Raw genomic sequence first — 21,175 nt, forward strand, 5'->3', positions numbered from 1 at the left:
TCCCAGATATACCTATCTTATTCTCTTCTTATGCTGATCCTGTATTTCCCGTTTTACGCCTTCATTACGAAAGTTCTGATTTATTCCCCACCAAGTAAGCCTCCTGTTTTAATGACAAATATCTCCTTGAATCTGTCCCCTCTTTTTTTTCTATAATTGTGTCTTTATTCATGTACACTCATGTTGTAAAGTATACCCAACCAAAAATATATGAAAAGAGGACATCCATACATCGATGTTTTCGGGAAAGGATCTATCACTATGGAAAAAGCAGTTCAGACATCTCAGAGAACTGACCAGGAGCTTTCATCTGTTCAGTTTCTCACCATTACAGCGGCATTTGTTGCACTGACTTATATCTTCACCGCATTTATTAATGTTAAGCTTCCGATCGCTGCCAACGGCGGACTGATCCACCTTGGAAATGTGCCGTTATTCATCGGTGCCATTTTATTCGGAAAGAAAACCGGAGCCATTGCCGGTGGGATCGGAATGGGGCTCTTTGACCTTCTCTCCGGCTGGACCCTGTGGGCACCATTTACTCTTATTATTGTAGGGATCATGGGCTTCACAGTAGGTAAGCTCACAGAGGATCACCGGCACCAGAACATCAAATGGTATGTGATCGCCATTGCCGCAGCCTGCGTGATCAAGGTTGCAGGATACTACATTGCAGAGGTTATCATCTACGGAAATCCACTGGCACCGGTATCTTCCATCCCGGGAAACCTGGTCCAGATCGGTGTTGCAGCTGTCATCGTTCTCGTAGTGATCACACCATTAAACCTTGCAGCAAGAAAAACCGGATTAAAAAAATAGCTGTAACAGCTGCCGTAATTTGCGGAAATAATATAAAGATCAAGAGGTGAGCTTATGTATAAGATCATGACACCGGGACCTACACAGGTCGCAGAAAATGTCCGTCTGGCAAGAAGCATGGAATGCACAAATCCGGATCTGGACGAAGATTTTGTCGAATTTTATAAAGAAACCTGCGAGAAGATCAGCACTCTTCTCCATACCTCCAACGAAACTCTCATCTTAAGCGGTGAGGGTATCCTTGGACTGGAGGCTGCCATTGCTTCCATGACTGAGCCCGGAGATAAGGTTCTTGTTCTGGACAATGGTATCTACGGAAAAGGCTTTGCCGATTTTGTTTCCATGTACGGAGGCAGACCGGAGCTTTATACCAGAGATTATCAGAACACTCTCAATGTAAAGGAACTGGAAGCCTTCCTTGCGGATAACCATAACTACAAATATGCAACCGTAGTACACGGCGATACTCCAAGCGGCATGCTCAACGATGTATCTGCCATCTGCCCGCTTCTTAAAAAATACGGGATCCTTACCGTTGTAGATTCTGTTTCCGCTTCCTTCGGCGAGCCTCTGAACATTGATGCATGCCAGATCGATATCATGTGCGGCGGATCACAGAAGGTGGTATCTGCACCTCCTGGACTTACCTTTGTTGTAGTCAGCAGCGATGCAAAGAAGGCAATGACTGAAAGAAAGACACCCATTGCTTCTTTCTACGCAAATCTCACAACCTTTGCACATTATTATGAAGAAAAATGGTTTCCATATACCATGCCGATCAGCGATATCTATGGTCTGCGGGCTGCTATTGACAACATTGCCGATGATCCCGGGATCCTTACACGCCACGCCAAAATCGCCGCAGCCTCCCGAAAGGCCATTACAGGAGCCGGCCTTAAGCTGTATCTCCACAGCGGCTATTCCAACACGGTAACTGTTTTTGAAGTCCCGGAAGGCACCACTGCCGCTGCGATCCTGGACGGAGTCAGAAAAGACTATAACATCATGCTGGCAGGCTCCTTCGATGTCCTTGCCGGAAAGGTTATCCGCATCGGTCACATGGGAAATAATGCAGCTTTCTACAATGTACGTGAAGTTTTCCATGCTCTGGACGGAACCCTGCAGAAGCTTGGCGTTCCTCTTACCGGATCCATGGAAGAAATCTTCTGCGAAAATATGAAATAAACAAAAAAACGCTGTAAAAGGAAATTTATCACTGCTGTTTCTCCATTTTGCTGGTATAGCCGGTAAGATGAAGAGACAGCTCACATTTCCATTTACAGCGTTTTGTAATGTTATTTATTCTGTTATTTCATACATATACAATTCATGCAGCGCCCTGGTTGCCGCAATATATCTGGCTCTCTGCACGATCGGACTTCTGTCAGTCCCCGGAAATACAGAAAATACCTGATCAAATTCCAGTCCCTTTGCCATATAAAACGTGGTAACAGTAAGACCTTTTTTGAAATTTGTGCTGTCCCTGTGAAGCAGTGACAGCCTTTCCTTTGTGTCAAAGCCCTCTGCTTCCAGTTTTTTCTGAAGAATATAATATGCCTCTCTCGCTTCATCTGCAGTTCTGGTGATCACCGCTGCTGTCTCGTAAGAAAGCTCCTCCCCGGTCTCAGTCCCATCTGTCTCCGAAGCCGCATTTTCCGGCATGTCTTCGTCGGCTTCCGCCACTGTCTGCTTCTCCAGTCTCAGTTCCTTTACCACACGCTCCAGTGCCTCGGTAAGCCCCGTAAATTCTTTCTCTTCCACCGGTTTTCCATGGCGTTCAAAAAGCTCCACCTCTGTGATCCCCGCAAGCTTATTCGCATAGGAAGCAATCTCAATGGTATTACGGTAACTCTTATTCATCACGATCCTTCTGATATCCTTGCCAAAGATCTTCGGAAGGAATGTAAGCACATCCTGCTGGTCCCCATCCATGGTCTGCTCCCGATCTCCCAGGATCGTCATTTTGCATTTAAAAAGCCTCTGGATGATGAGATACTGGATCATGGAATAATCCTGCATCTCATCCACGATCAGATGGCGGACACCGCTGTCTTCCTGCTGGGTCTCCAGACGGTATTTCAGATACAGAACCGGATACACATCCTCATAACGAAGCTTTCTTTTTTCGTACTGTACCTGTGGAAGCGCCGGAAATCCCTCCTGCCTCAGGAAACGATTGTATAACACATAAAGATCTCTTGTCTCATACATCCGGTAAAAACGACTCTTCACAGCATCCCTTTCTTCCTCCGGAAGGTCAAAGCCCTTCAGCGTTTCCACCTCATCAATGAAATACTCTGCCACTGCATCCATTCTGGAAAGCAGCGGGATATCCATGAATTTAAAATAAAACAGTTCAATAATTTCCTGTTCTTTTTTTACTACGCCACGATGTTCTATATCCCGGAAATTCATAAGACTGTCTTCCAGTTCTGCCAGATACCCTTCCATACGGTCCAGAAAATCCCGGGACTGTTTTTCCTTCAGAAGCTCCTCATCACATAAGCCTGAAATCTGCCGCTCGATCAGATCATAACGATCCTCGCAGTCAGACACTGTATTTTTCAGTCTCTTATAGGCAAAAAGATCAAAGCTCATCTCCCGGATGTTCTCCTCACCAAGCTCCGGCAGGATATGGGAAATATAATCCGAAAATACTCCGTTGGGCGAAAGTACCAGCACTGAAGAGGATTTCAGATTCTTTCTGTCATGATAAAGGAGATATGCGATCCTGTGCAGGGCAATGGAAGTCTTTCCGCTTCCTGCAGCCCCCTGAATCACCATGATCCTGTCCGAGGTGTTTCGGATAATAGCATTCTGCTCCTTCTGAATGGTTCGGATAATGTTTTTCAGCTGTACATCTCCGTTGCTTCCAAGCTCTGCCTTCAGGATCTCATCATCAATTTTCACATCGCTCTCGAACTCGTAAATCATTTTTCCGCCACGGATCTTATACTGCCACTTTGCCGCAATATCTCCATGGATCTCACCCAGCGGGGCCTGATAGGAGGCCGGTCCTTTGTCAAAATCATAGAACAATCCGGACACCGGTGCCCTCCAGTCATAGATCAGAGGCAGACCACCGTTTTCCTCCGCAAGGTTTGCGATACCTATATAAAAGATCTCCGGCTCATCATCACCTTCATAGCAGAAATCCACTCTACCAAAGAATGGTGAATCCATCATCTTACGGAATCTGCGGCGCAGCTCGATCTTTTCATTGCTGGCATTGATCTCATGGAAAAGTGCCTGCTGGTTATCGAAATTTTCGTAGCCATACTGGTCCATCTCTGTGTAGTTTTCCCAGTAATACTCGTGCATTCCTTCGATTTCTTTCTGACCGGCCTCTATGGAATCATCCAGCTGTGTGATCCGGTGACGCAGAGTTCCTGTTACATGTGCAAGATATTTCCGTCCGTTTTTTACTGCTGCCATACGCCTTAATCCACCACTACCGCTGTTCCGCTTGCTGTAACCATCAGCATGCCATTATCCGCGCCAAGTACCTCATAATCAATGTCCACGCCAATCACTGCATTGGCGCCCATTGCTCCTGCCCGCTGTTCCAGTTCTTCCAGTGCCTCTTCCCTGGCCTTCTGAAGCTCTTCCTCATAACAGGCACTTCTGCCGCCAAAGAAATTCCGAAGACCCGCGCCAAGATCTTTCATAAAATTAACTCCTGAGATCACCTCTCCAAATACGATTCCTTTATATTCACGGATTGCTCTTCCCTCTACCGATGGTGTTGTTGTTATGATCATGGTAAAATCCTCCCGTTTCTGTCATTTTTCATGGACACTCCAGGATTATTTCCGAAAACATGCTCCGGAGTGTTTATTACAGAATTATACCCGAAAGCGGAACAGATGTATAGAGTAAAAAAGCGAAGCGGACATTCGAAATCCGCTTCGCACCTTTTAAATAATAACGATCGATCTCAGTCTCACGCCTGAGCCTCTTTTTTCTCAAACTGACTGTTATACAGATCCGCATAGAAGCCCTTCCGTGCCAGGAGCTCTTCATGATCTCCCTGCTCAATGATATCTCCGTCCTTCATCACCAGGATCAGATCTGCATCCTTAATGGTAGAAAGTCTGTGGGCAATAACGAAGCTGGTTCTGCCCTTCATCAGGTTATCCATAGCCTTCTGGATCTGCATTTCTGTTCTTGTATCAACGGAAGATGTGGCCTCATCCAGGATCAGGATCTTATTGTCTGCCAGGATCGCTCTTGCAATGGTAAGCAACTGCTTCTGCCCCTGAGAAACATTACTGGTTTCCTCATCCAGGACCATCTGATAGCCGCCGGGCTGCTGCATGATAAAGTTGTGGATATGGGCCGCTTTTGCTGCTGCGATCACCTCTTCATCCGTTGCGTCCAGTCTTCCGTAGCGGATATTTTCCATAATGGTTCCGGAAAACAGCCAGGTGTCCTGCAGCACCATTCCGAACATCTCACGGAGATTGCTGCGGTTGAAGTTCCGGATATCATGTCCGTCAACCTTGATGCTTCCGCCATTTACATCATAAAAACGCATCAGCAGCTTTACGATCGTCGTTTTTCCTGCACCTGTAGGTCCTACAATGGCGATCTTCTGACCGTCATGCACATCTGCGGAAAAATCATTTACAATGATCTTATCCGGATTATAACCGAATCTCACATGCTCAAACTGTACATTTCCTTCCAGTCCCTCAATGGAATCCGGGTTCTCCGGCTGAAGCTCCTCCTCCGGCTCCTCAAGAAACTCAAATACCCGCTCAGAAGCTGCCGCCGAAGACTGCAGAAGGTTTGTAACCTGGGCGATCTGCTGGATCGGCTGTGTAAAGTTACGAATATACTGGAAGAAGGACTGGATATCTCCAACCTCGATAGTTCCTTTGATGGCAAAAAGCCCTCCGAGAAGTGCCACCATCACATATCCCAGATTTCCCACAAACTGCATGATCGGCATCATCATCCCGGAAAAGAACTGTGACTTCCATGCAGACTCATAAAGCTTCTGGTTGTCATGCTCAAATTCCTTCAGCGCATCCTGCTCTTTGTTGAATACTCTTACCACATCATGGCCGCCGAAATTTTCCTCAACCTGACCATTTACTTTTCCCAGGTACTCCTGCTGTGCCTGGAAATATTTCTGGGAGTGTTTCATTACTTTATTAATGATAAGCATGGAAACCGGCAGGATCAGCACTGCTGCCAGTGTCATCCACACGTTGATGGAAAGCATCATGATAAATACACCGATCAGTGTTGTTACGGATGTGATCAGCTGTGTCATGCTCTGGTTGATGCTCATCTGCAGGGTATCCACATCATTTGTTACCCTGGAAAGGATCTCACCGTTTGTTCTGCTCTCGAAATAATTCATTGGCAGACGGTTGATCTTCTTTGAAATATCCTTTCGGAGATTGTATGTAACATCATTGGAGATCCCCGTCATGACAAATCCCTGGATCAGGGAAAAGCATGCACTTGCCACATACAGTCCCAAAGTCCACAGAAGGATCATTCCGATCTTACTGAAATCAATACCGCCTGTACCGTTTACCTTGGCAACCAGACCATTGAACAGCTCTGTGGTAGCTTTTCCAAGGATCTTCGGGCCTGCAATATTAAACGCTGTACCTGCCACTGCAAAGATAAACATCAGGATAAAACGGAATTTATATCTGCCCATATAGCCAAAGAGCTTTTTCATGGAGCCTTTGAAGTCCTTGGCCTTCTCTGTTGGCTGCATTCCGTGTCCGCCCATCGGGCCTCTTCTTCTCTGCTGACTCATGCCAATTCCTCCTCTGATAACTGACTCATGGCAATCTGGCGATATACCTCGCAGGACTTCATCAGCTCCTTATGGCTTCCGATCCCTGCCATATGTCCATCGTCCAGTACAAGGATCTTATCTGCATTTAAGATCGTACTGATACGCTGTGCCACGATAATGGTTGTTGCTTCTTTTGTATGTTCTTTCAGCGCTTTTCGAAGTGTGCTGTCTGTTTTGAAATCCAGTGCGGAAAAGCTGTCATCAAAGATAAAGATCTCCGGATCTTTTGCGATAGCTCTGGCAATGGAAAGCCTCTGCTTCTGTCCACCGGAAACATTGCTTCCTCCCTGTGCGATCGGAGTCTTATATCGCTCCGGCTTGGTGTCGATAAACTCCGTAGCCTGTGCAACCCCTGCTGCTTTTTTCACTGCATCCTCCGAAATCTCTGTCTTTCCGTAACGGATATTGGAATCAATGGTTCCTGAGAAAAGTATACCCTTCTGCGGAACGTAACCGATCCTATCACGGACATCCTTCTGTGTCATTTTCCGGACATCCACGCCATCCACTTTCACAGATCCTTCTGTTGCATCATAGAAACGCGGGATCAGATTGATCAGTGTACTCTTACCGCTTCCTGTACTTCCGATGATCGCTACTGTCTCACCTTTTTCTGCCTTGAAGGAAATATCTGTGATAACATTCTCTCCTGCCTCCGGATATGCGAAGCTTACATGATCAAATTCTACAGTCCCCTTCACATCCTGGGAAGGCTGTACCGGATCCTCCGGATCCTGGACACTGACTTCTGTCTCAAGCACCTCGTTGATACGGCGTGCAGATACATTTGCTCTCGGCAGCATGATAGACATTGCTGTGATCATCAAAAATGACATGATGATCTGCATTGCATACTGGATAAATGCCATAACATCACCAACCTGCATGCTTCCGCTGTCTACCGCATAAGAACCGCTGTAGATGGTCAGTACGGAAACTGCGTTCATGATCAGCATCATCACCGGCATCATAAATGTCATACAACGGTTTACAAAGAGGTTTGTCTTCATCAGAGTGATATTTGCATCCTCAAAACGCTCCTCCTCATGTTTTTCACGGCTGAATGCACGGATAACCGGAATACCGGTAAGGATTTCTCTTGTTACCAGGTTCAGCTTATCTACCATGGTCTGCAAAGCTGTAAATTTCGGCATTGCAATCCTGAACAGCATTGCCATAAATGCCATGATCAGTACAATGGCCACCCCAAGGATCCATGTCATGGAGGAATCTCTCTGAAGCACGCGGATCACACCACCGATTCCAAGGATTGGCGCGTAAAGCACGATACGGAACATCATAGCCATTACCTGCTGGATCTGCTGGATATCGTTCGTGCATCGTGTGATCAGGGATGCTGTTGAAAACTTATGGTACTCTCTGCTGGAAAAACCTATGACTTTGTTATAAACCAGTCCACGGAGATCATGTCCCATAGATGCAGCAACTCTGGATGAAAGAAATACCACACATACTGCAGCCATCATGGTGACCAGTGCCATCAGCACCATGCGGATACCTGTTGCTTTCATGTAATCCATCTGTATGGCATCCACATCTTCACCCATGGCTTCATATTCTGCACGAACATAGGAAACACCTGCCTGTGTGATGATGGATTCCTGCATCTTGTCGATCTTTTCTCCGACCTGGTCCTTCATAGCAGCCAAAGCCTCTGCCGGCATCTGAGAAAGAGCCGCCAGTGGATCCGTCCCTTCCGGGATTCCCATTTTTGCAAGAGCTGCCTTTGATTCTTCACTGTCGGACATCAGAGTAGAAACGATCACCATCGGTTTGCCGAAGATATCGTTGAGTTCTTCTCTGTCTTCTTTGGAGATTTTATCCTTTAATACCAGATCATCTCCCTCTTCCTCATAAAATCCATCCACAGTTTTCGCATCATCCTCTTCCATAAACAGCTTCAGACTGTCCATAGACGTCTTTCTGATCTTCTCAGGAACACTGTCTTCAATACCGTTCTGCTGAATTCCCACATTAATGATATTTGATGTGTAATTCGGCAGAGACAGATCACAGTATGCCTGAAGAAAAAGAAGCGCAATGATGAGTACGATGTAACCTGCAGATCGTTTCAGATATTTCATCAGTTTAATCACGTTTCTGTTCCTTCCTTTCTGTCATTTCATCCGGATGAAGCTTTTCTATGGCTTCCTCCGGCTGGATCTTTTCGATATTTACAAGGATCTGCTCCAGAAATCTCCGAAGCAGGCACTGTTCCGCCTCACTGAAGCCTTCCATCATCACAGCCTCATTTTTATGGATCCGTTCCAGTGCTTTTGCCTTGATTTCCTTTCCCTTTTCTGTCATGTAGATCCTGGTCACACGCTGGTCCTTTTCATCCGGTTTCTTATAAAGAAAGCCTGCTTTCTCCAGTCTCTGTATCGATACATTTACCGTAGGCGGCTTGATATGCAGGATCTTTGCAATTTCCCGCTGACTCAGGCCATCCCTTCCGGACACAAGCCCCAGAACCGGTATCTGTCCCGGATAAATCCCAAGCTCCTGCATCTGACCAAAGCATTTCGTCATAAAATAACGGTCTACCTTCATAAACAGAGATAAAAAGCTGCTCTGCCTTTCTTTCTCATCTTCCTCCTTACAAAACACGCTGTCACTCCTCTCTCATCCGATCAGACACCTGCTCTTTGTTAATGATATACGAAGCAGTGATCTTCTTTTTTAATTAGTCGGCTAACTATATATAATATACATCTGCACAAAAAATGCAACTGGTTTTTGTGAATTTTACACTTTTTTAAGATTTACAGCTTCTTTAATTTCCACCTGAAATCTATTAATTAATTTGTCAAGCTAATTTATTTTCTGCTGTTTTTCATATTTTTTTCGCAAAAAAAAATACCCGCTTCGTTTTTTTATTCGAAACGGGTACTTCTTTCTGTTCCTGATTTTCTTATACAAACTGATTCACAGCCGGATCATAAGCATAATCGATCATGTCAAGCTTATCCTCCAGTTCTTTCCGGTTAAGTCCTCTGTCCTCACAGAAGGCATCCAGGGATCTGTAAAAATCCCGCAGCTGTGTATTTACGTAACTTAAAAGCATTACCGGGTCCTTTGGTATCATAATCTGTTTCCATCCTTTTATCTGATATTTATCCAATATCCCAGATGCTGCTGGATAGCTGTCTGATCTGAAATATCAGATTTACTATCTTACCAATTCTATTTTTTGTCAAGAGCCAGTAAAAAAATTTTTCAGGATTTTTTATTTCTTCAGTATCTGATAAAAATATTCCATTCCTTGTCCCCAAAAAAGAACTGCCTGGTTCCGATTTTCATCCTGAAATGGATTTCTATCAGAACCGACAGTTCTTTTCCTTGTCAATCTATCATAACTTTATGGAGTTATTTTTTACTTCGTGCTGACGGTAAACGCTCCGTCCTTCACATCCAGCACAATGGTATCTCCGGCATGTACATCACCGGAAAGGATCTTCTTGGCTGTCAGTGTCTCCACATAATTCTGGAGATAACGCTTCAGAGGACGTGCGCCGTAAACCGGATCATAACCGTTATCCACTACCATCTGTTTGGCAGCATCTGTAAGCTCCAGAGAAAGCTCCTGGTCAGCCAGACGGTCGCTGAGCTCTTTGACCATAAGATCTACGATCTTACCTACATTATCCTTGGTCAGCGGCTTGAACATGATGATCTCATCCAGACGGTTCAGAAATTCCGGACGGAAATGACCACGAAGATCATTCATAACCTGTTCCTGTGCCTCCGGTTTGATATCTCCCTTCTCGTCGATACCGTCAAGAAGGTACGGAGAACCAATGTTGGAAGTCATGATCAGGATCGTATTCTTAAAATCAACCGTACGTCCCTGTGAATCCGTGATACGTCCATCGTCCAGTACCTGCAGAAGTACATTGAATACATCCGGGTGAGCCTTCTCGATCTCATCAAAAAGAACAACACTGTACGGTTTTCTTCGAACGGCCTCTGTCAGCTGTCCGCCTTCCTCATATCCGACATATCCTGGAGGCGCTCCGATCAGACGGGACACGGAATATTTCTCCATGTACTCACTCATATCGATACGGACCATATTCTGCTCATCGTCAAACAGTGTGGCAGCCAGAGTCTTGGCAAGCTCTGTTTTACCAACACCGGTTGGTCCGAGGAACAGGAATGAACCGATTGGCTTTGTGGGATCCTTGATTCCGGCTTTGGAACGAAGGATCGCATCTGTTACAAGACGAACACCCTCATCCTGTCCTACTACACGTTTGTGCAGCTCATCCTCAAGGCCCAGCAGCTTGGTTCTCTCACCTTCTGTCAGCTTGGTTACCGGAATACCGGTCCATCTGGAAATGATACGAGCAATCTCATCATCTGTGACAGCCTCATGTACCAGGCTTCTGTCACTCTCCTTAACCTGCTTTTCCTCAACTTCCAGCTGCTGCTGAAGCTTCGGCAGCTCGCCATACTGCAGCTCTGCTGCTTTCTCCAGATCGTAATTCTGTTTTGCTTTCTGGATCTGTTTATTGATATCCTCGATCTGCTCACGTAATTTCTGAAGCTTCTCTACGGAATGCTTCTCATTATCCCACTGAGCTTTCTGGGTATTAAAAGTATCTCTCAGCTCTGCAAGTTCTTTCTGCAGATCAGCCAGACGCTCTTTACTTAAGTTGTCAGTTTCTTTTTTCAGGGCAGACTCTTCAATCTCCAGCTGCATGATCTTACGTCTCTGCTCATCCAGCTCTGTCGGCATGGAATCCAGCTCCGTCTTGATCAGCGCACAGGCTTCATCAACAAGGTCGATTGCCTTATCCGGGAGAAAACGGTCTGTAATGTATCTGTGTGAAAGTGTGGCAGCTGCAACCAATGCACTGTCTGTAATCTTAACACCGTGGAATACCTCATATCTTTCCTTCAGGCCACGGAGAATGGAAATGGTATCTTCCACTGTCGGCTCATTTACCATAACCGGCTGGAAACGACGGGCAAGTGCAGCATCCTTCTCAATATACTGGCGGTATTCATCCAGAGTTGTTGCACCGATACAGTGCAGCTCACCTCTGGCAAGCATAGGCTTCAGCATGTTTCCTGCATCCATGGCGCCATCTGTCTTACCTGCACCCACGATCAGATGAAGCTCATCGATAAACAGAATGATCTGTCCTTCGCTCTTCTTCACTTCCTCAAGTACCGCTTTCAGACGTTCCTCAAACTCACCACGATACTTGGCACCTGCAACCAGCGCACCCATATCCAGGGCAAAAATCTTCTTATTCTTAAGACCTTCCGGTACATCTCCTGCCACAATACGCTGTGCCAGTCCCTCGATGGCTGCTGTTTTACCAACGCCAGGCTCACCGATGAGAACCGGGTTGTTCTTGGTCTTACGGGAAAGGATACGGATAATATTCCGGATCTCCATATCACGGCCGATCACCGGATCAAGCTTCTGATTCTTCGCCTTCTCCACAAGATCCTCACCGTATTTATTCAGGGTATCATAGGTTGCCTCCGGGTTGTCACTGACAACTCTCTGGTTTCCCCTGACTGTAGATAATGCCTGAAGAAAACGCTCTCTGGTGATTCCGAATTCATTGAATAGCTTCTTCATGCTCGGGCTTGGATTCTTCAGCATGGAAAGAAACAGATGCTCAACCGATACATACTCATCTCCCATAGCCTTCGCTTCGTCCTCTGCACTGACCAGTGCCTTGTTCAGATACTGACCAAATCGAAGCTCTCCACCGGAAACCTTAACTCTGGCATCCAGTGCCCTCTTAACTGTGTCAATAAAATATTCCTTCTGGATTTCCATCTTCTCGATCAGCTTGAGGATCAGACTGTCCTCCTGTGTCAGCAAGGCATACAGAAGGTGTTCCTCTTCGATCTCCTGATTGCCATATTCATAAGCAATCTTTTCAAGATCCTGGACAGCCTGTACGGATTTCTGTGTAAATTTACTGATATTCATAGGCTTTCCTCCTATTCTATGAAAAGCATTTCCAATATTCGCATACTGGAAATGCTGTGCTTTTTTCTTGTTCTAGGAGAACTATAACACTATTTGTTAGCACTGTCAAGAGGTGAGTGCTAATTTTTGTGTTATTTTTTTGCAACCGTAAAATGAAAAACTAATTTCCGCCTTTAGCCCTTTATGCTCTTTTATTGGAAGGTGTTTCTTTACGAGCTCAAGTTTCAACTCCTTACTATACTGTTTCCTAGACATAAAAATATGCTCCTCATATGATAGATTTTTGGATATTTCCATTGTCTACCATATGGGGAGCATATCAATCCAACGGTTTTCAGTGCTTTTTTCATATTACTTTATTGAATATCCCTCATTCTGCCTATATAAGTGAAACTTAGCGAAACTTAAATTAAATCTCTTTCAGACAATTCAATTTGGATATTCACCAACTGTGGATTATTTCTCAGTGCACCAGTTTCCAACTTACCGCCTGCTGCCTTGCATCCACAAATCTCTTATAAATACCTTCCTGTTTCATTAATTGCTCATGTGTTCCCTGCTGTGCAATTCTTCCTTTTTCAACAACCGCAATCTGGTCTGCATGTCTGACTGTTTTTAATCTGTGGGCAATCATAATAATCGTTTTTTCCTTTGTAAGTGCATCTACTGCATCCATAGAATTCTGCAGAATCGCCTCGTTTTCCGGATCCGTGTAAGCAGTAACTTCGTTCCGATTAGCACAACCAGCGCAAACCCGCATAAAACCGGGACTTTTCAAAAATCTAAAGACAATTAAACCTCTCTATAATCACACCTGAAATGCCTTTTTCGTAAGTCTGCGACGAAAAAGGCATTTCTTTTTGCCCAAGGAAAGGAGGTGACGGGGTATATGCCATGATTAACAAAGATGAGCGCCGTGATGTGAGTATTCGCAAGCCCCGGCCATCTATCCGCAAGCAGCTTGCCGACAGCAAACAGGCCACCAGCCCGAAAAAGGCGGCGGCCAGAACCAAGAAAAATGAATTGGAGGTATGAGGAATGATGCACTTTACCGTGGAAGAAGAAAATTTGATCTGTATGTACCACAACGCAGACCGACGCAGGACGATAGGCAAGATCACCGCAGCCATGCCGGGTATGGACGGGAATAGGATAAAATATTCGCCCACCTCTGCAAACATGCGGGAGAAGCTTTGAAACTGGCGGTTATCAGCCCCGAAAGGCGTAGGTTACAGTCATTATTAGCCCCCGAAACAGGTACAGACGCGCAGCGGGTGTATCTGTTTCGGGGGTGTGCAGGTGATAGCCGCAAAGCGGCGTAAGAGGGTGCAGCCCTCTTGATCGTTATTCTTGTTCCAACGGGAAGCTCGGCAACGCTTCCAGCAGCTTTAAGGAAATGTGCTGCCGCATATCCTCGTCAATGACTTTTTTCACTTTGCCGCCCGGCTGCCTGATCTCCACCGTGGAAAGCTCGTCGATGTAGTCCGCATAGTGGGCCAGCACCTTTTCTGTGGCCCACTTCTCACCGGCAACGGCGGCTTTGATTGTTTCATAGTCCAGCAGCTTTTCTTGTCCGCCCATCCTGATACCCCCGTCAGATTGATTTTTTCCATGATACCATATCTGGGAGTATGGAGCCAGAGAAACCGGCGATTTTCTGCTGGTAAATTCTACGCATTTAGAGCAGCACTATGGCGGGGATAGGATAAAACACTCACATACCCCGCCGACTATGCGGGAAAAACCTTGAAATATAGGGCTTTTTAAGGCCCTAAATGCGTAGGTTGGTGCTTTGTTGCGATATGCTCCACGGTTACGGTATATTGTTCATATTCTGTTTTCGGGAATCTTTATGAAATCTTCAAAATTGCCCGGTATGCTATCCGTAGAATCAAAGAAAGGACTTGATTATATGGATATGATTTTGAAAACGACTGACCTCTGCAAAAATTTCAAGGGGCAAATGGCGGTAAACAATGTGTCACTGAACATCCGGCGCAACTCGGTTTATGGTCTGCTGGGGCCGAATGGGGCTGGCAAATCCACGATCTTAAAAATGCTCACCGGCATTTTGCGCCCCACATCGGGAAGCATCGAGTTTGACGGCCACCCGTGGAAGCGGAATGATCTGGAGCATATCGGTGCTTTGATTGAGATGCCCCCGCTTTACGAAAATCTGACTGCATACGAAAATCTCAAAGTCAGAACTACATTGCTCGGCCTGGACGATGCACGAATTAACGAGGTATTGCAAATTGTCCAGCTCACGAATACCGGCAAGAAACGGGCCGGGCAGTTTTCTCTTGGTATGAAGCAGCGGCTTGGTATTGCTATTGCATTGCTGAACAGTCCCCAGCTTTTGATTCTGGATGAACCGACTAACGGCCTTGACCCTTTAGGGATTGAGGAACTTCGAGAGTTAATTCGCTCTTTTCCCTGCAAAGGGATTACAGTTATTTTGTCCAGCCATATTCTGTCAGAAGTCCAGCAGATTGCAGATCATGTGGGTATCATTGCTGGCGGCGTCCTTGGATATGAGGGAGAGCTTCGCGCCGGTGAAGATTTGGAACAACTCTTTATGGATGTTATTCGCAGAAATGGTAAGGAGGGATATTAAATGGAGATGGCATATATTCAGGCAGAGAACCTAAAGCATAAGAGAACTTTCACAAAAACACTGATCGTTCTGGCCCCGTTTGTAACTGCGCTTATGAACTTTTTTGCCCCTCTTTGGTTCCAGCTCAATTCTTATAATTGGTGGTATAACCTGCTTTATCCTGGATTCCTTACGCTCACCTGTGCCTTGATTGAACAGCGGGATAATGGCAAACTAAAATATCGTGCCGTTGCTTCATTGCCTGTTTCGCAGAACAAAGTCTGGAAAGCAAAAATTGGAGTGGCCGGTATTTACTCCTGTGTGGGGAATTTCATTTTCCTGGCGCTAAATCTGTTGGGCGGTTTTGCAATATTAGTTATCAACGAAATTCCCCTGACAATCGGAATTTGCCAGGCTGCGGCCGGAACAGCTTGTATTGTCATTGCAAGCCTATGGGAAGTTCCGCTGTGCTTATGGTTATCAAAAAAAGTTGGTATCTTTGTCACGGTTATTCTTAATGCCGGACTTGGAAGCGTTTTAGGGATTTTCACGGCTACAACCTCTTTGTGGATGATCTGCCCGTATAGCTGGGTGCCGCATCTTATGATTTCCGTGTTAGGTATTTTGCCTAATGGTGAGCCGGTTGCAGATCAGAGTACGGCAATGGCATTTTGGATGATTATACTTGTATTGGTCATTTCGCTGGCCTGGTTTGCGGCGCTGTCATTTTTAACTGCAAGATGGTTTGAGAAAAAGGAGGTGGGGTAACTATGGTATCTGTGGTTCGCTGCTGGAAAGCAGAATATCAGAAGTGTAAACATAGCATTTTGCTCTATATGCACAGCATGATTCCGATTATATGTGCGGCGATTTTTGCGGGTTACTATCATATATCCAGATGGGAACTGGCAACCAAAATCAGTGCCTATCTGGAAGTGCTGGCCGTTGCGTTCCCGTTTCTGATCGGCATTATTGTGGGCCTGGTTGTTCAGATCGAAAATCAGGCCGGGCATTATCAGCTTTTGTTGGGAACAATCCCATCTCGCATGGCAACGTATATTGGTAAACTTGGTTTTCTGATGATCTGTGCTTTTGGCGCAACATTTTTAGCGTTAGGAACATTCGCTGCACTATATAGGGATGCTCCGGCAAGCCTTTACCTGAAAGCAGGGATTCTATTGTTGATTACCATGCTTCCCATTTACCTGATTCATTTGTTTGTGGGAATGAGCTTCGGAAAAGGTGCATCTATGGGATTGGGAATTGCAGGGAGTTTAATAGCTGCCCTTATGATAACAGGGCTTGGTGACGCTACATGGAAATATATTCCCTGGGCCTGGGGCGTTCGTGCTATGGATTACACTGTGCTTGCATGGGATAGCCCCCAACTGTATGCACAGGTAAAAACCGATTTTTTCAGCGGTATGATTATTTCTGTATGCTGCACTGTTTGTCTGCTGATTGCCAGTTTGGTTTGGTTTCATGGTTGGGAGGGAGGTAAAAACAGTGAATAAAAAGTGCCTGTTTGCCGTGGTAATTATGCTTGTAAGTCTTATATGCTTATCGGCCTGCGGTGCGCTCCGCGATACCGCCGATAAAAATAAGGCGTTAAATGAATCTCTGCCGTATTATGAGCTGAACGCCGCAAACTATGATGAAATTTCATATAACGGCCTGACATATACCATAACGGATGAATGTCTTGAAATGTCAGAACTGCAAGAAGAAATCGGGCAGGTATCGAAACGCTTCAAAAATGTGGCGGGGGAAGATTTCAGTTTCGGCTACGTTTACAGTATTGTGAATGTGGATATAAGCAATGCCGTAGCTGTAAATATCAACAATGAATATCGGAAAGCTGACATTAAAAATAATGATGAGTAACCTCGACAATGTGGTATAATGGGGCGGGAGGTGATTTTTTGACCCACTTACTTGTAGTTGACGATGAAGTTTCTATCTTGGAATTGATTAAGAACAGTTTGGGGAAAGATGGATATTTGATAACAGTCTGTCAAAATGCGGATGATGTAGACATCAAAAAGCTGCATTTCTATGACCTCATTCTTTTGGATGTGATGATGCCTGGCACAGACGGGTTTGAGTTTTGCAAACAGATCAGGAATATGGTAGACTGCCCGATTCTCTTTCTGACCGCAAAGACATTAGAGGAAGATATATTGTTTGGATTGGGCATCGGTGCGGATGATTATATTACGAAACCTTTTCGTATTCAGGAGCTTCGCGCCCGTGTCGCGGCACATTTACGCAGAGAAAAAAGGGAGCATCACAGCACACTTTCATTTGAGCCTGATATAAGATTTGACCTTTCCGCAAAGGTACTGTATGTTTCAGAACAGCCGGTTCCCCTTACCAAAAGCGAGTATTCAATCTGTGAATACCTTGCGAAAAACCGGGGACAGGTTTTTACAAAAGAACAAATCTATGAAGCCGTTTTCGGGTTTGATGGAATAGGCGATAACTCTACGATCTCAACGCATATAAAAAATATTCGTGCGAAATTGGAGCATTTCAAAATAAGTCCGGTCAGCACCGTATGGGGGATAGGATATAAATGGGAGTGAAAAAGAAACCTACATTGAAAATATTGTTTCGCCAGTTTGCTATCTCCCTCATTGTCATGCTGGTAGCGGCAATTATTGTCCCTTCTGGTTTGGAGGGACTTGCTGTAAATGCTGGATTAGCTACAAGAGCAAATCTAAGTGAATTGCAGGTAAAAGAGATCATTCCAACGCTGACGATTGCCCCGGATATTACAAAGGTTGTGATTCCACAGGGATGCGGCTACTTAATTCTGGACAAGAACTTTAATGAGCTTTACAGCAATATGGACGATGATGAAAAAGAAATTGCCCTGCTGTACGCAAAGGGAGAATATATTGAATATGCTACGGGGAGGCAGTTTGCACTTGTTGTCCGGGAAAACGAATTTTGCGTTTTAAGGTATTATATTGGTTCTCAATTTACAGTGTCATGGCTACCGGAATATTTTCCATCTCCTGACACGCTTGCGTTTATCCTGATGGCTGTAAATTCGCTGCTGGTCATTATCATACTGACCGCCAGATTTGCTAAGAACCTGCGTACACAACTGACCCCGCTTTTTGAAGCAACTGCGGAGGTTTCAAAGCAAAACCTTGATTTTGAAGTAGGACACGCCAAAATCAAAGAGTTTGAAGATGTCCTTGCATCTTTTTCAGATATGAAAGATAATCTGAAAATTTCGTTAGAACGGCAATGGAAAACCGAACAGACACAGAAAGAGCAAATCGCCGCGCTTGCCCATGATTTGAAAACGCCTCTGACGGTTATTCAAGGAAATGCTGATTTACTCACAGAAACAAATCTTGATGATGAGCAACGATTATACGCTGGTTACGTCGTGGAAAGCTCCGGCCAGATGCAGTCATATATTCAAACCCTGATTGATATATCACGGGCGGCGGTTGGTTATCAGCTCCATATTAAAAGTATAGACTTGCCAGCGTTCATGCAGCACTTGTTCGGTTATATGGAATCACTATGCCGGACAAAAGAAATCCGGCTGCAAATGAATACTGTTTCACTCCCTCAAATGCTGAAATTTGATAGGGTGCTGATAGAACGTGCTATTATGAATGTTATCAGTAATGGGCTGGACTACTCCCCGCAAGGCGGAACGCTTTATGTGGATATTCAGAGTAACAACGGTTTCGTGGAAATTTCAGTCACAGACGAGGGAACGGGGTTTTCTAAAGAGGCATTATGCCACGCACAGGAACGGTTCTATATGGGCGATCAAAGCCGCAATTCAAAGTTACACTTTGGTATGGGTCTATATATTACAAATTCGATTATGGAACAACATAATGGTCAGCTTATTTTAGAAAATTCAAAAGAAACCGGCGGCGCAAAGGTTACTATGAAACTTCCTTGCTGATTTTCCGATAGTGTAATGGACGTCTTTTATGTCCGTCCATTTTTCAAATCTTTATGGAATCTTCAAAAATTCCTCTTATCATGTATCTAAAGAAAAAACATCTGCCCAGCGGCAGAAAAGAAAAAAAACCGCTGCTGGGCAGACCCATTTTCACGCTTAATTTACCTTTGCAGCTTTTTTACTGTCTCCCTGTCCAAGTGTCCTTGCAAGAAGTGCATTGGTTCCTACACCGGTTCCAATCCCCACTGCCACCATAAGCATCTGCACTGGAAATACCAGTGTCAAAGCATTTAGTGCTGTCTCACTGCCTGCTTTCATATTTCCCACAAATGCACTGTCTACAATGTTATAGACTGCCTGCAATGCCATAGATAGGATCATCGGGATTCCCATCTGGATCATCAGCTTATTTACCGGCATATCCTTCATCTTGTTGCTTTCCGCCATTTTGTTTTAACAAATGTAGCAAGAATTCTCCCACCTCTTCAGGTGGTGAGATGAATTGCACATCTGGGCATATCTGCTCAAAAAATCCCTATAGTACAAAAGAAACACTTGTTCTCCATCCCCTGATGTAGTATACTAAAAAAGAACAATTAGTTCATAAATACATATCAGTCGATAAAAGAAAATGAATGATAAATATAATGGAATTAGACAATAATTCCCATTCAGTATTTCTACTATACTATCACCTGGTGATGGTTATAAAATACAGAAGGTGAGAAGAATGAACCGCGCCGTAAAAATAAGGATCTATCCAAATAAAGAGCAGAAAGTCCAGATAGAGAAAACAATCGGCTGTAGCCGCTTTATCTATAACCAGATGCTCACAGACAAGATCAGCTATTACCAGAAAGAAAAAAAGATGCTCCGGAACACACCGGCCGGATATAAGAAGGAATATCCCTGGCTGAAGGAGGTAGACTCCCTTGCCCTGGCGAATGTGCAGCTGCATCTGGAAAGTGCGTTCCGGAAGTTCTTCCGGGAACCATCCTGCGGATTTCCACGTTATAAATCAAAGAAGCATACAAGAAATTCGTATACGACCAATGCAGTAAACGGGAATATCCTTTTGCAGGATAGCCATCTGAAGCTTCCGAAGATGGCTGCCATAAAGATAAAACTCCACCGGCAGATTCCGTCAGACTGGAAGCTGAGATCCGTAACTGTGAGCCGTGAGCCATCCGGGAAATATTTTGCAAGTCTTTTGTTCTGCTGTGAGAACCAAACCGTGGAAAAAAGACCGGCAGAGAGATTTCTTGGGATCGATTTTGCCATGCAGGGAATGTGTGTATTTTCTACAGGAGAAAGAGCTGGGTATCCTATGTTTTACAGAAAAGCAGAGAAAAAACTTGCAAGGGAACAGAGAAAGCTCTCCCACTGTGAAAAAGGAAGCCGGAACTATCAGAAACAGAAGAAACGGGTAGCTTTATGTCATGAAAAGATAAAGAACCAGAGAAAAGATTTCCAGCATAAGCTCAGCAGGGAGCTTGCTGAAAGATATGATGCAGTATGCGTGGAAGATCTGAACCTGAAGGGAATGTCCGGAGGCCTGCATCTTGGGAAAGGCGTGCAGGATAACGGGTACGGGCAGTTTCTGTCCATGCTTGGATACAAGCTGGAAGAGCGCGGAAAACATCTTATAAAAGTAGACCGTTATTTTGCATCCAGCAAGATCTGCAGTGTATGCGGACATAAGAAAAAGGAACTAGCATTGTCGGATAGAATGTATGTCTGTGAATGTGGAAACAGGATGGACCGGGATGTGAATGCAGCAGTCAACATCCGGGAAGAAGGAAAAAGGATCTATAAAGAATGTGCCTGACGGCACAAGAAAAAAATCCGTAACCGGATAAACATAAAAAACAAAACCGCAGGACACGCGGGGATAGCCTGTTTTAGCTTTGCCCTAAAGGGCAATTGAGCAGGAAGCCCCCACTTCAAAATCGTAAGATTTAAGTGGTGGGAGCATGTCACCTCCTTTCTTTTTGGCACAAAAAAAGTGCGCACCCTGTC

The 21,175-nt window shown here is 45.0% G+C and carries 19 protein-coding genes and 4 pseudogenes; 12 read left to right on the forward strand and 11 right to left on the reverse strand.

Annotation, left to right across the window (positions count from 1 at the left end; all coding sequences use genetic code 11):
• The first annotated feature begins 261 nt into the window (after nt 1–261).
• Nucleotides 262–819, forward strand: a complete 558-nt coding sequence (locus tag DWW77_RS07185; RefSeq protein WP_118608389.1) for an ECF transporter S component — start codon at nt 262–264, stop codon at nt 817–819.
• A 54-nt stretch (nt 820–873) separates the two neighbouring features.
• On the forward strand, nt 874–2,004 hold the full coding sequence (locus DWW77_RS07190) for a pyridoxal-phosphate-dependent aminotransferase family protein (RefSeq protein WP_118608390.1): 1,131 nt from the start codon (nt 874–876) through the stop codon (nt 2,002–2,004).
• Nucleotides 2,005–2,118: 114 nt separating this feature from the next.
• Here the strand turns inward: DWW77_RS07190 and DWW77_RS07195 are convergent, their stop codons facing one another.
• From DWW77_RS07195 to DWW77_RS07230, 9 genes and pseudogenes are all read right to left on the reverse strand, one after another.
• Nucleotides 2,119–4,254 (reverse strand): HelD family protein, encoded by a 2,136-nt coding sequence (locus DWW77_RS07195; RefSeq protein ID WP_118608391.1) that lies wholly within the window; start codon nt 4,252–4,254, stop codon nt 2,119–2,121.
• Between the two features lie 5 nt (nt 4,255–4,259).
• Nucleotides 4,260–4,580, reverse strand: a complete 321-nt coding sequence (locus DWW77_RS07200; RefSeq protein WP_118608392.1) for a putative heavy metal-binding protein — start codon at nt 4,578–4,580, stop codon at nt 4,260–4,262.
• Between the two features lie 182 nt (nt 4,581–4,762).
• Complete coding sequence (locus DWW77_RS07205) at nt 4,763–6,601, reverse strand: ABC transporter ATP-binding protein (RefSeq protein WP_118608393.1); 1,839 nt, start codon at nt 6,599–6,601, stop codon at nt 4,763–4,765.
• On the reverse strand, nt 6,598–8,760 hold the full coding sequence (locus tag DWW77_RS07210) for an ABC transporter ATP-binding protein (RefSeq protein WP_118608394.1): 2,163 nt from the start codon (nt 8,758–8,760) through the stop codon (nt 6,598–6,600). Before DWW77_RS07210 ends, DWW77_RS07205 begins: the two co-directional genes overlap by 4 nt.
• Nucleotides 8,753–9,271: a MarR family winged helix-turn-helix transcriptional regulator gene (locus DWW77_RS07215; RefSeq protein ID WP_021651325.1), complete on the reverse strand. Its 519-nt coding sequence runs from the start codon at nt 9,269–9,271 to the stop codon at nt 8,753–8,755. Before DWW77_RS07215 ends, DWW77_RS07210 begins: the two co-directional genes overlap by 8 nt.
• Nucleotides 9,272–9,575: 304 nt before the next feature.
• Nucleotides 9,576–9,749, reverse strand: coding sequence for a DUF4250 domain-containing protein (locus DWW77_RS07220; RefSeq protein ID WP_044961487.1), 174 nt, complete (start codon nt 9,747–9,749; stop codon nt 9,576–9,578).
• A 288-nt stretch (nt 9,750–10,037) separates the two neighbouring features.
• Nucleotides 10,038–12,620 carry an ATP-dependent chaperone ClpB gene (gene clpB / locus DWW77_RS07225; protein ID WP_015527234.1) on the reverse strand — a complete coding sequence of 861 codons (2,583 nt, stop codon included), beginning with the start codon at nt 12,618–12,620 and terminating at the stop codon, nt 10,038–10,040.
• A 105-nt stretch (nt 12,621–12,725) separates the two neighbouring features.
• Nucleotides 12,726–12,875, reverse strand: a complete 150-nt coding sequence (locus tag DWW77_RS18005) for a hypothetical protein (protein WP_156906918.1) — start codon at nt 12,873–12,875, stop codon at nt 12,726–12,728.
• A 208-nt stretch (nt 12,876–13,083) separates the two neighbouring features.
• Nucleotides 13,084–13,350, reverse strand: a pseudogene (locus DWW77_RS07230) (ABC transporter ATP-binding protein); the annotation flags it as partial.
• A gap of 164 nt (nt 13,351–13,514) precedes the next feature.
• Between DWW77_RS07230 and DWW77_RS18010 the strand changes: the two are divergent.
• Nucleotides 13,515–13,655: a hypothetical protein gene (locus DWW77_RS18010; protein WP_021651320.1), complete on the forward strand. Its 141-nt coding sequence runs from the start codon at nt 13,515–13,517 to the stop codon at nt 13,653–13,655.
• A gap of 6 nt (nt 13,656–13,661) precedes the next feature.
• A pseudogene (locus DWW77_RS07235) lies at nt 13,662–13,763 on the forward strand (transposon-transfer assisting family protein); the annotation flags it as partial.
• A 201-nt stretch (nt 13,764–13,964) separates the two neighbouring features.
• Here the strand turns inward: DWW77_RS07235 and DWW77_RS07240 are convergent.
• Complete coding sequence (locus DWW77_RS07240; RefSeq protein ID WP_118368716.1) at nt 13,965–14,201, reverse strand: helix-turn-helix domain-containing protein; 237 nt, start codon at nt 14,199–14,201, stop codon at nt 13,965–13,967.
• A gap of 331 nt (nt 14,202–14,532) precedes the next feature.
• Here DWW77_RS07240 and DWW77_RS07245 point away from each other — a divergent pair, with 331 nt between their 5' ends.
• The 6 genes from DWW77_RS07245 to DWW77_RS07270 are packed head-to-tail and all read left to right on the forward strand — an operon-like array spanning nt 14,533 to nt 19,156.
• Nucleotides 14,533–15,237 (forward strand): lantibiotic protection ABC transporter ATP-binding protein, encoded by a 705-nt coding sequence (locus tag DWW77_RS07245; protein ID WP_025580190.1) that lies wholly within the window; start codon nt 14,533–14,535, stop codon nt 15,235–15,237.
• Nucleotides 15,238–15,984, forward strand: a complete 747-nt coding sequence (locus DWW77_RS07250) for a lantibiotic immunity ABC transporter MutE/EpiE family permease subunit (protein WP_015527239.1) — start codon at nt 15,238–15,240, stop codon at nt 15,982–15,984.
• Nucleotides 15,985–15,986: 2 nt separating this feature from the next.
• A complete protein-coding gene (locus DWW77_RS07255) occupies nt 15,987–16,730 on the forward strand; it encodes a lantibiotic immunity ABC transporter MutG family permease subunit (RefSeq protein WP_025580193.1) in 744 nt (247 codons plus the stop codon).
• Nucleotides 16,723–17,100: a NisI/SpaI family lantibiotic immunity lipoprotein gene (locus tag DWW77_RS07260; RefSeq protein WP_242872530.1), complete on the forward strand. Its 378-nt coding sequence runs from the start codon at nt 16,723–16,725 to the stop codon at nt 17,098–17,100. Before DWW77_RS07255 ends, DWW77_RS07260 begins: the two co-directional genes overlap by 8 nt.
• Nucleotides 17,101–17,138: 38 nt before the next feature.
• Nucleotides 17,139–17,801: a response regulator transcription factor gene (locus tag DWW77_RS07265; RefSeq protein ID WP_008705326.1), complete on the forward strand. Its 663-nt coding sequence runs from the start codon at nt 17,139–17,141 to the stop codon at nt 17,799–17,801.
• Nucleotides 17,792–19,156: a sensor histidine kinase gene (locus DWW77_RS07270; protein WP_118608395.1), complete on the forward strand. Its 1,365-nt coding sequence runs from the start codon at nt 17,792–17,794 to the stop codon at nt 19,154–19,156. Before DWW77_RS07265 ends, DWW77_RS07270 begins: the two co-directional genes overlap by 10 nt.
• A 162-nt stretch (nt 19,157–19,318) precedes the next feature.
• Here DWW77_RS07270 and DWW77_RS07275 read toward each other — a convergent pair.
• A pseudogene (locus DWW77_RS07275) lies at nt 19,319–19,603 on the reverse strand (MATE family efflux transporter); the annotation flags it as partial.
• 200 nt (nt 19,604–19,803) lie between these two features.
• Here DWW77_RS07275 and DWW77_RS07280 point away from each other — a divergent pair.
• Nucleotides 19,804–19,878, forward strand: a pseudogene (locus DWW77_RS07280) (IS200/IS605 family transposase); the annotation flags it as partial.
• 8 nt (nt 19,879–19,886) lie between these two features.
• A complete protein-coding gene (locus tag DWW77_RS07285; RefSeq protein ID WP_118608396.1) occupies nt 19,887–20,984 on the forward strand; it encodes an RNA-guided endonuclease TnpB family protein in 1,098 nt (365 codons plus the stop codon).
• Nucleotides 20,985–21,175: the final 191 nt, after the last annotated feature.

It is taken from the genome of Ruminococcus sp. AF17-12 (assembly GCF_003479245.1).
Taxonomy (GTDB): domain Bacteria; phylum Bacillota; class Clostridia; order Lachnospirales; family Lachnospiraceae; genus Blautia_A; species Blautia_A fusiformis.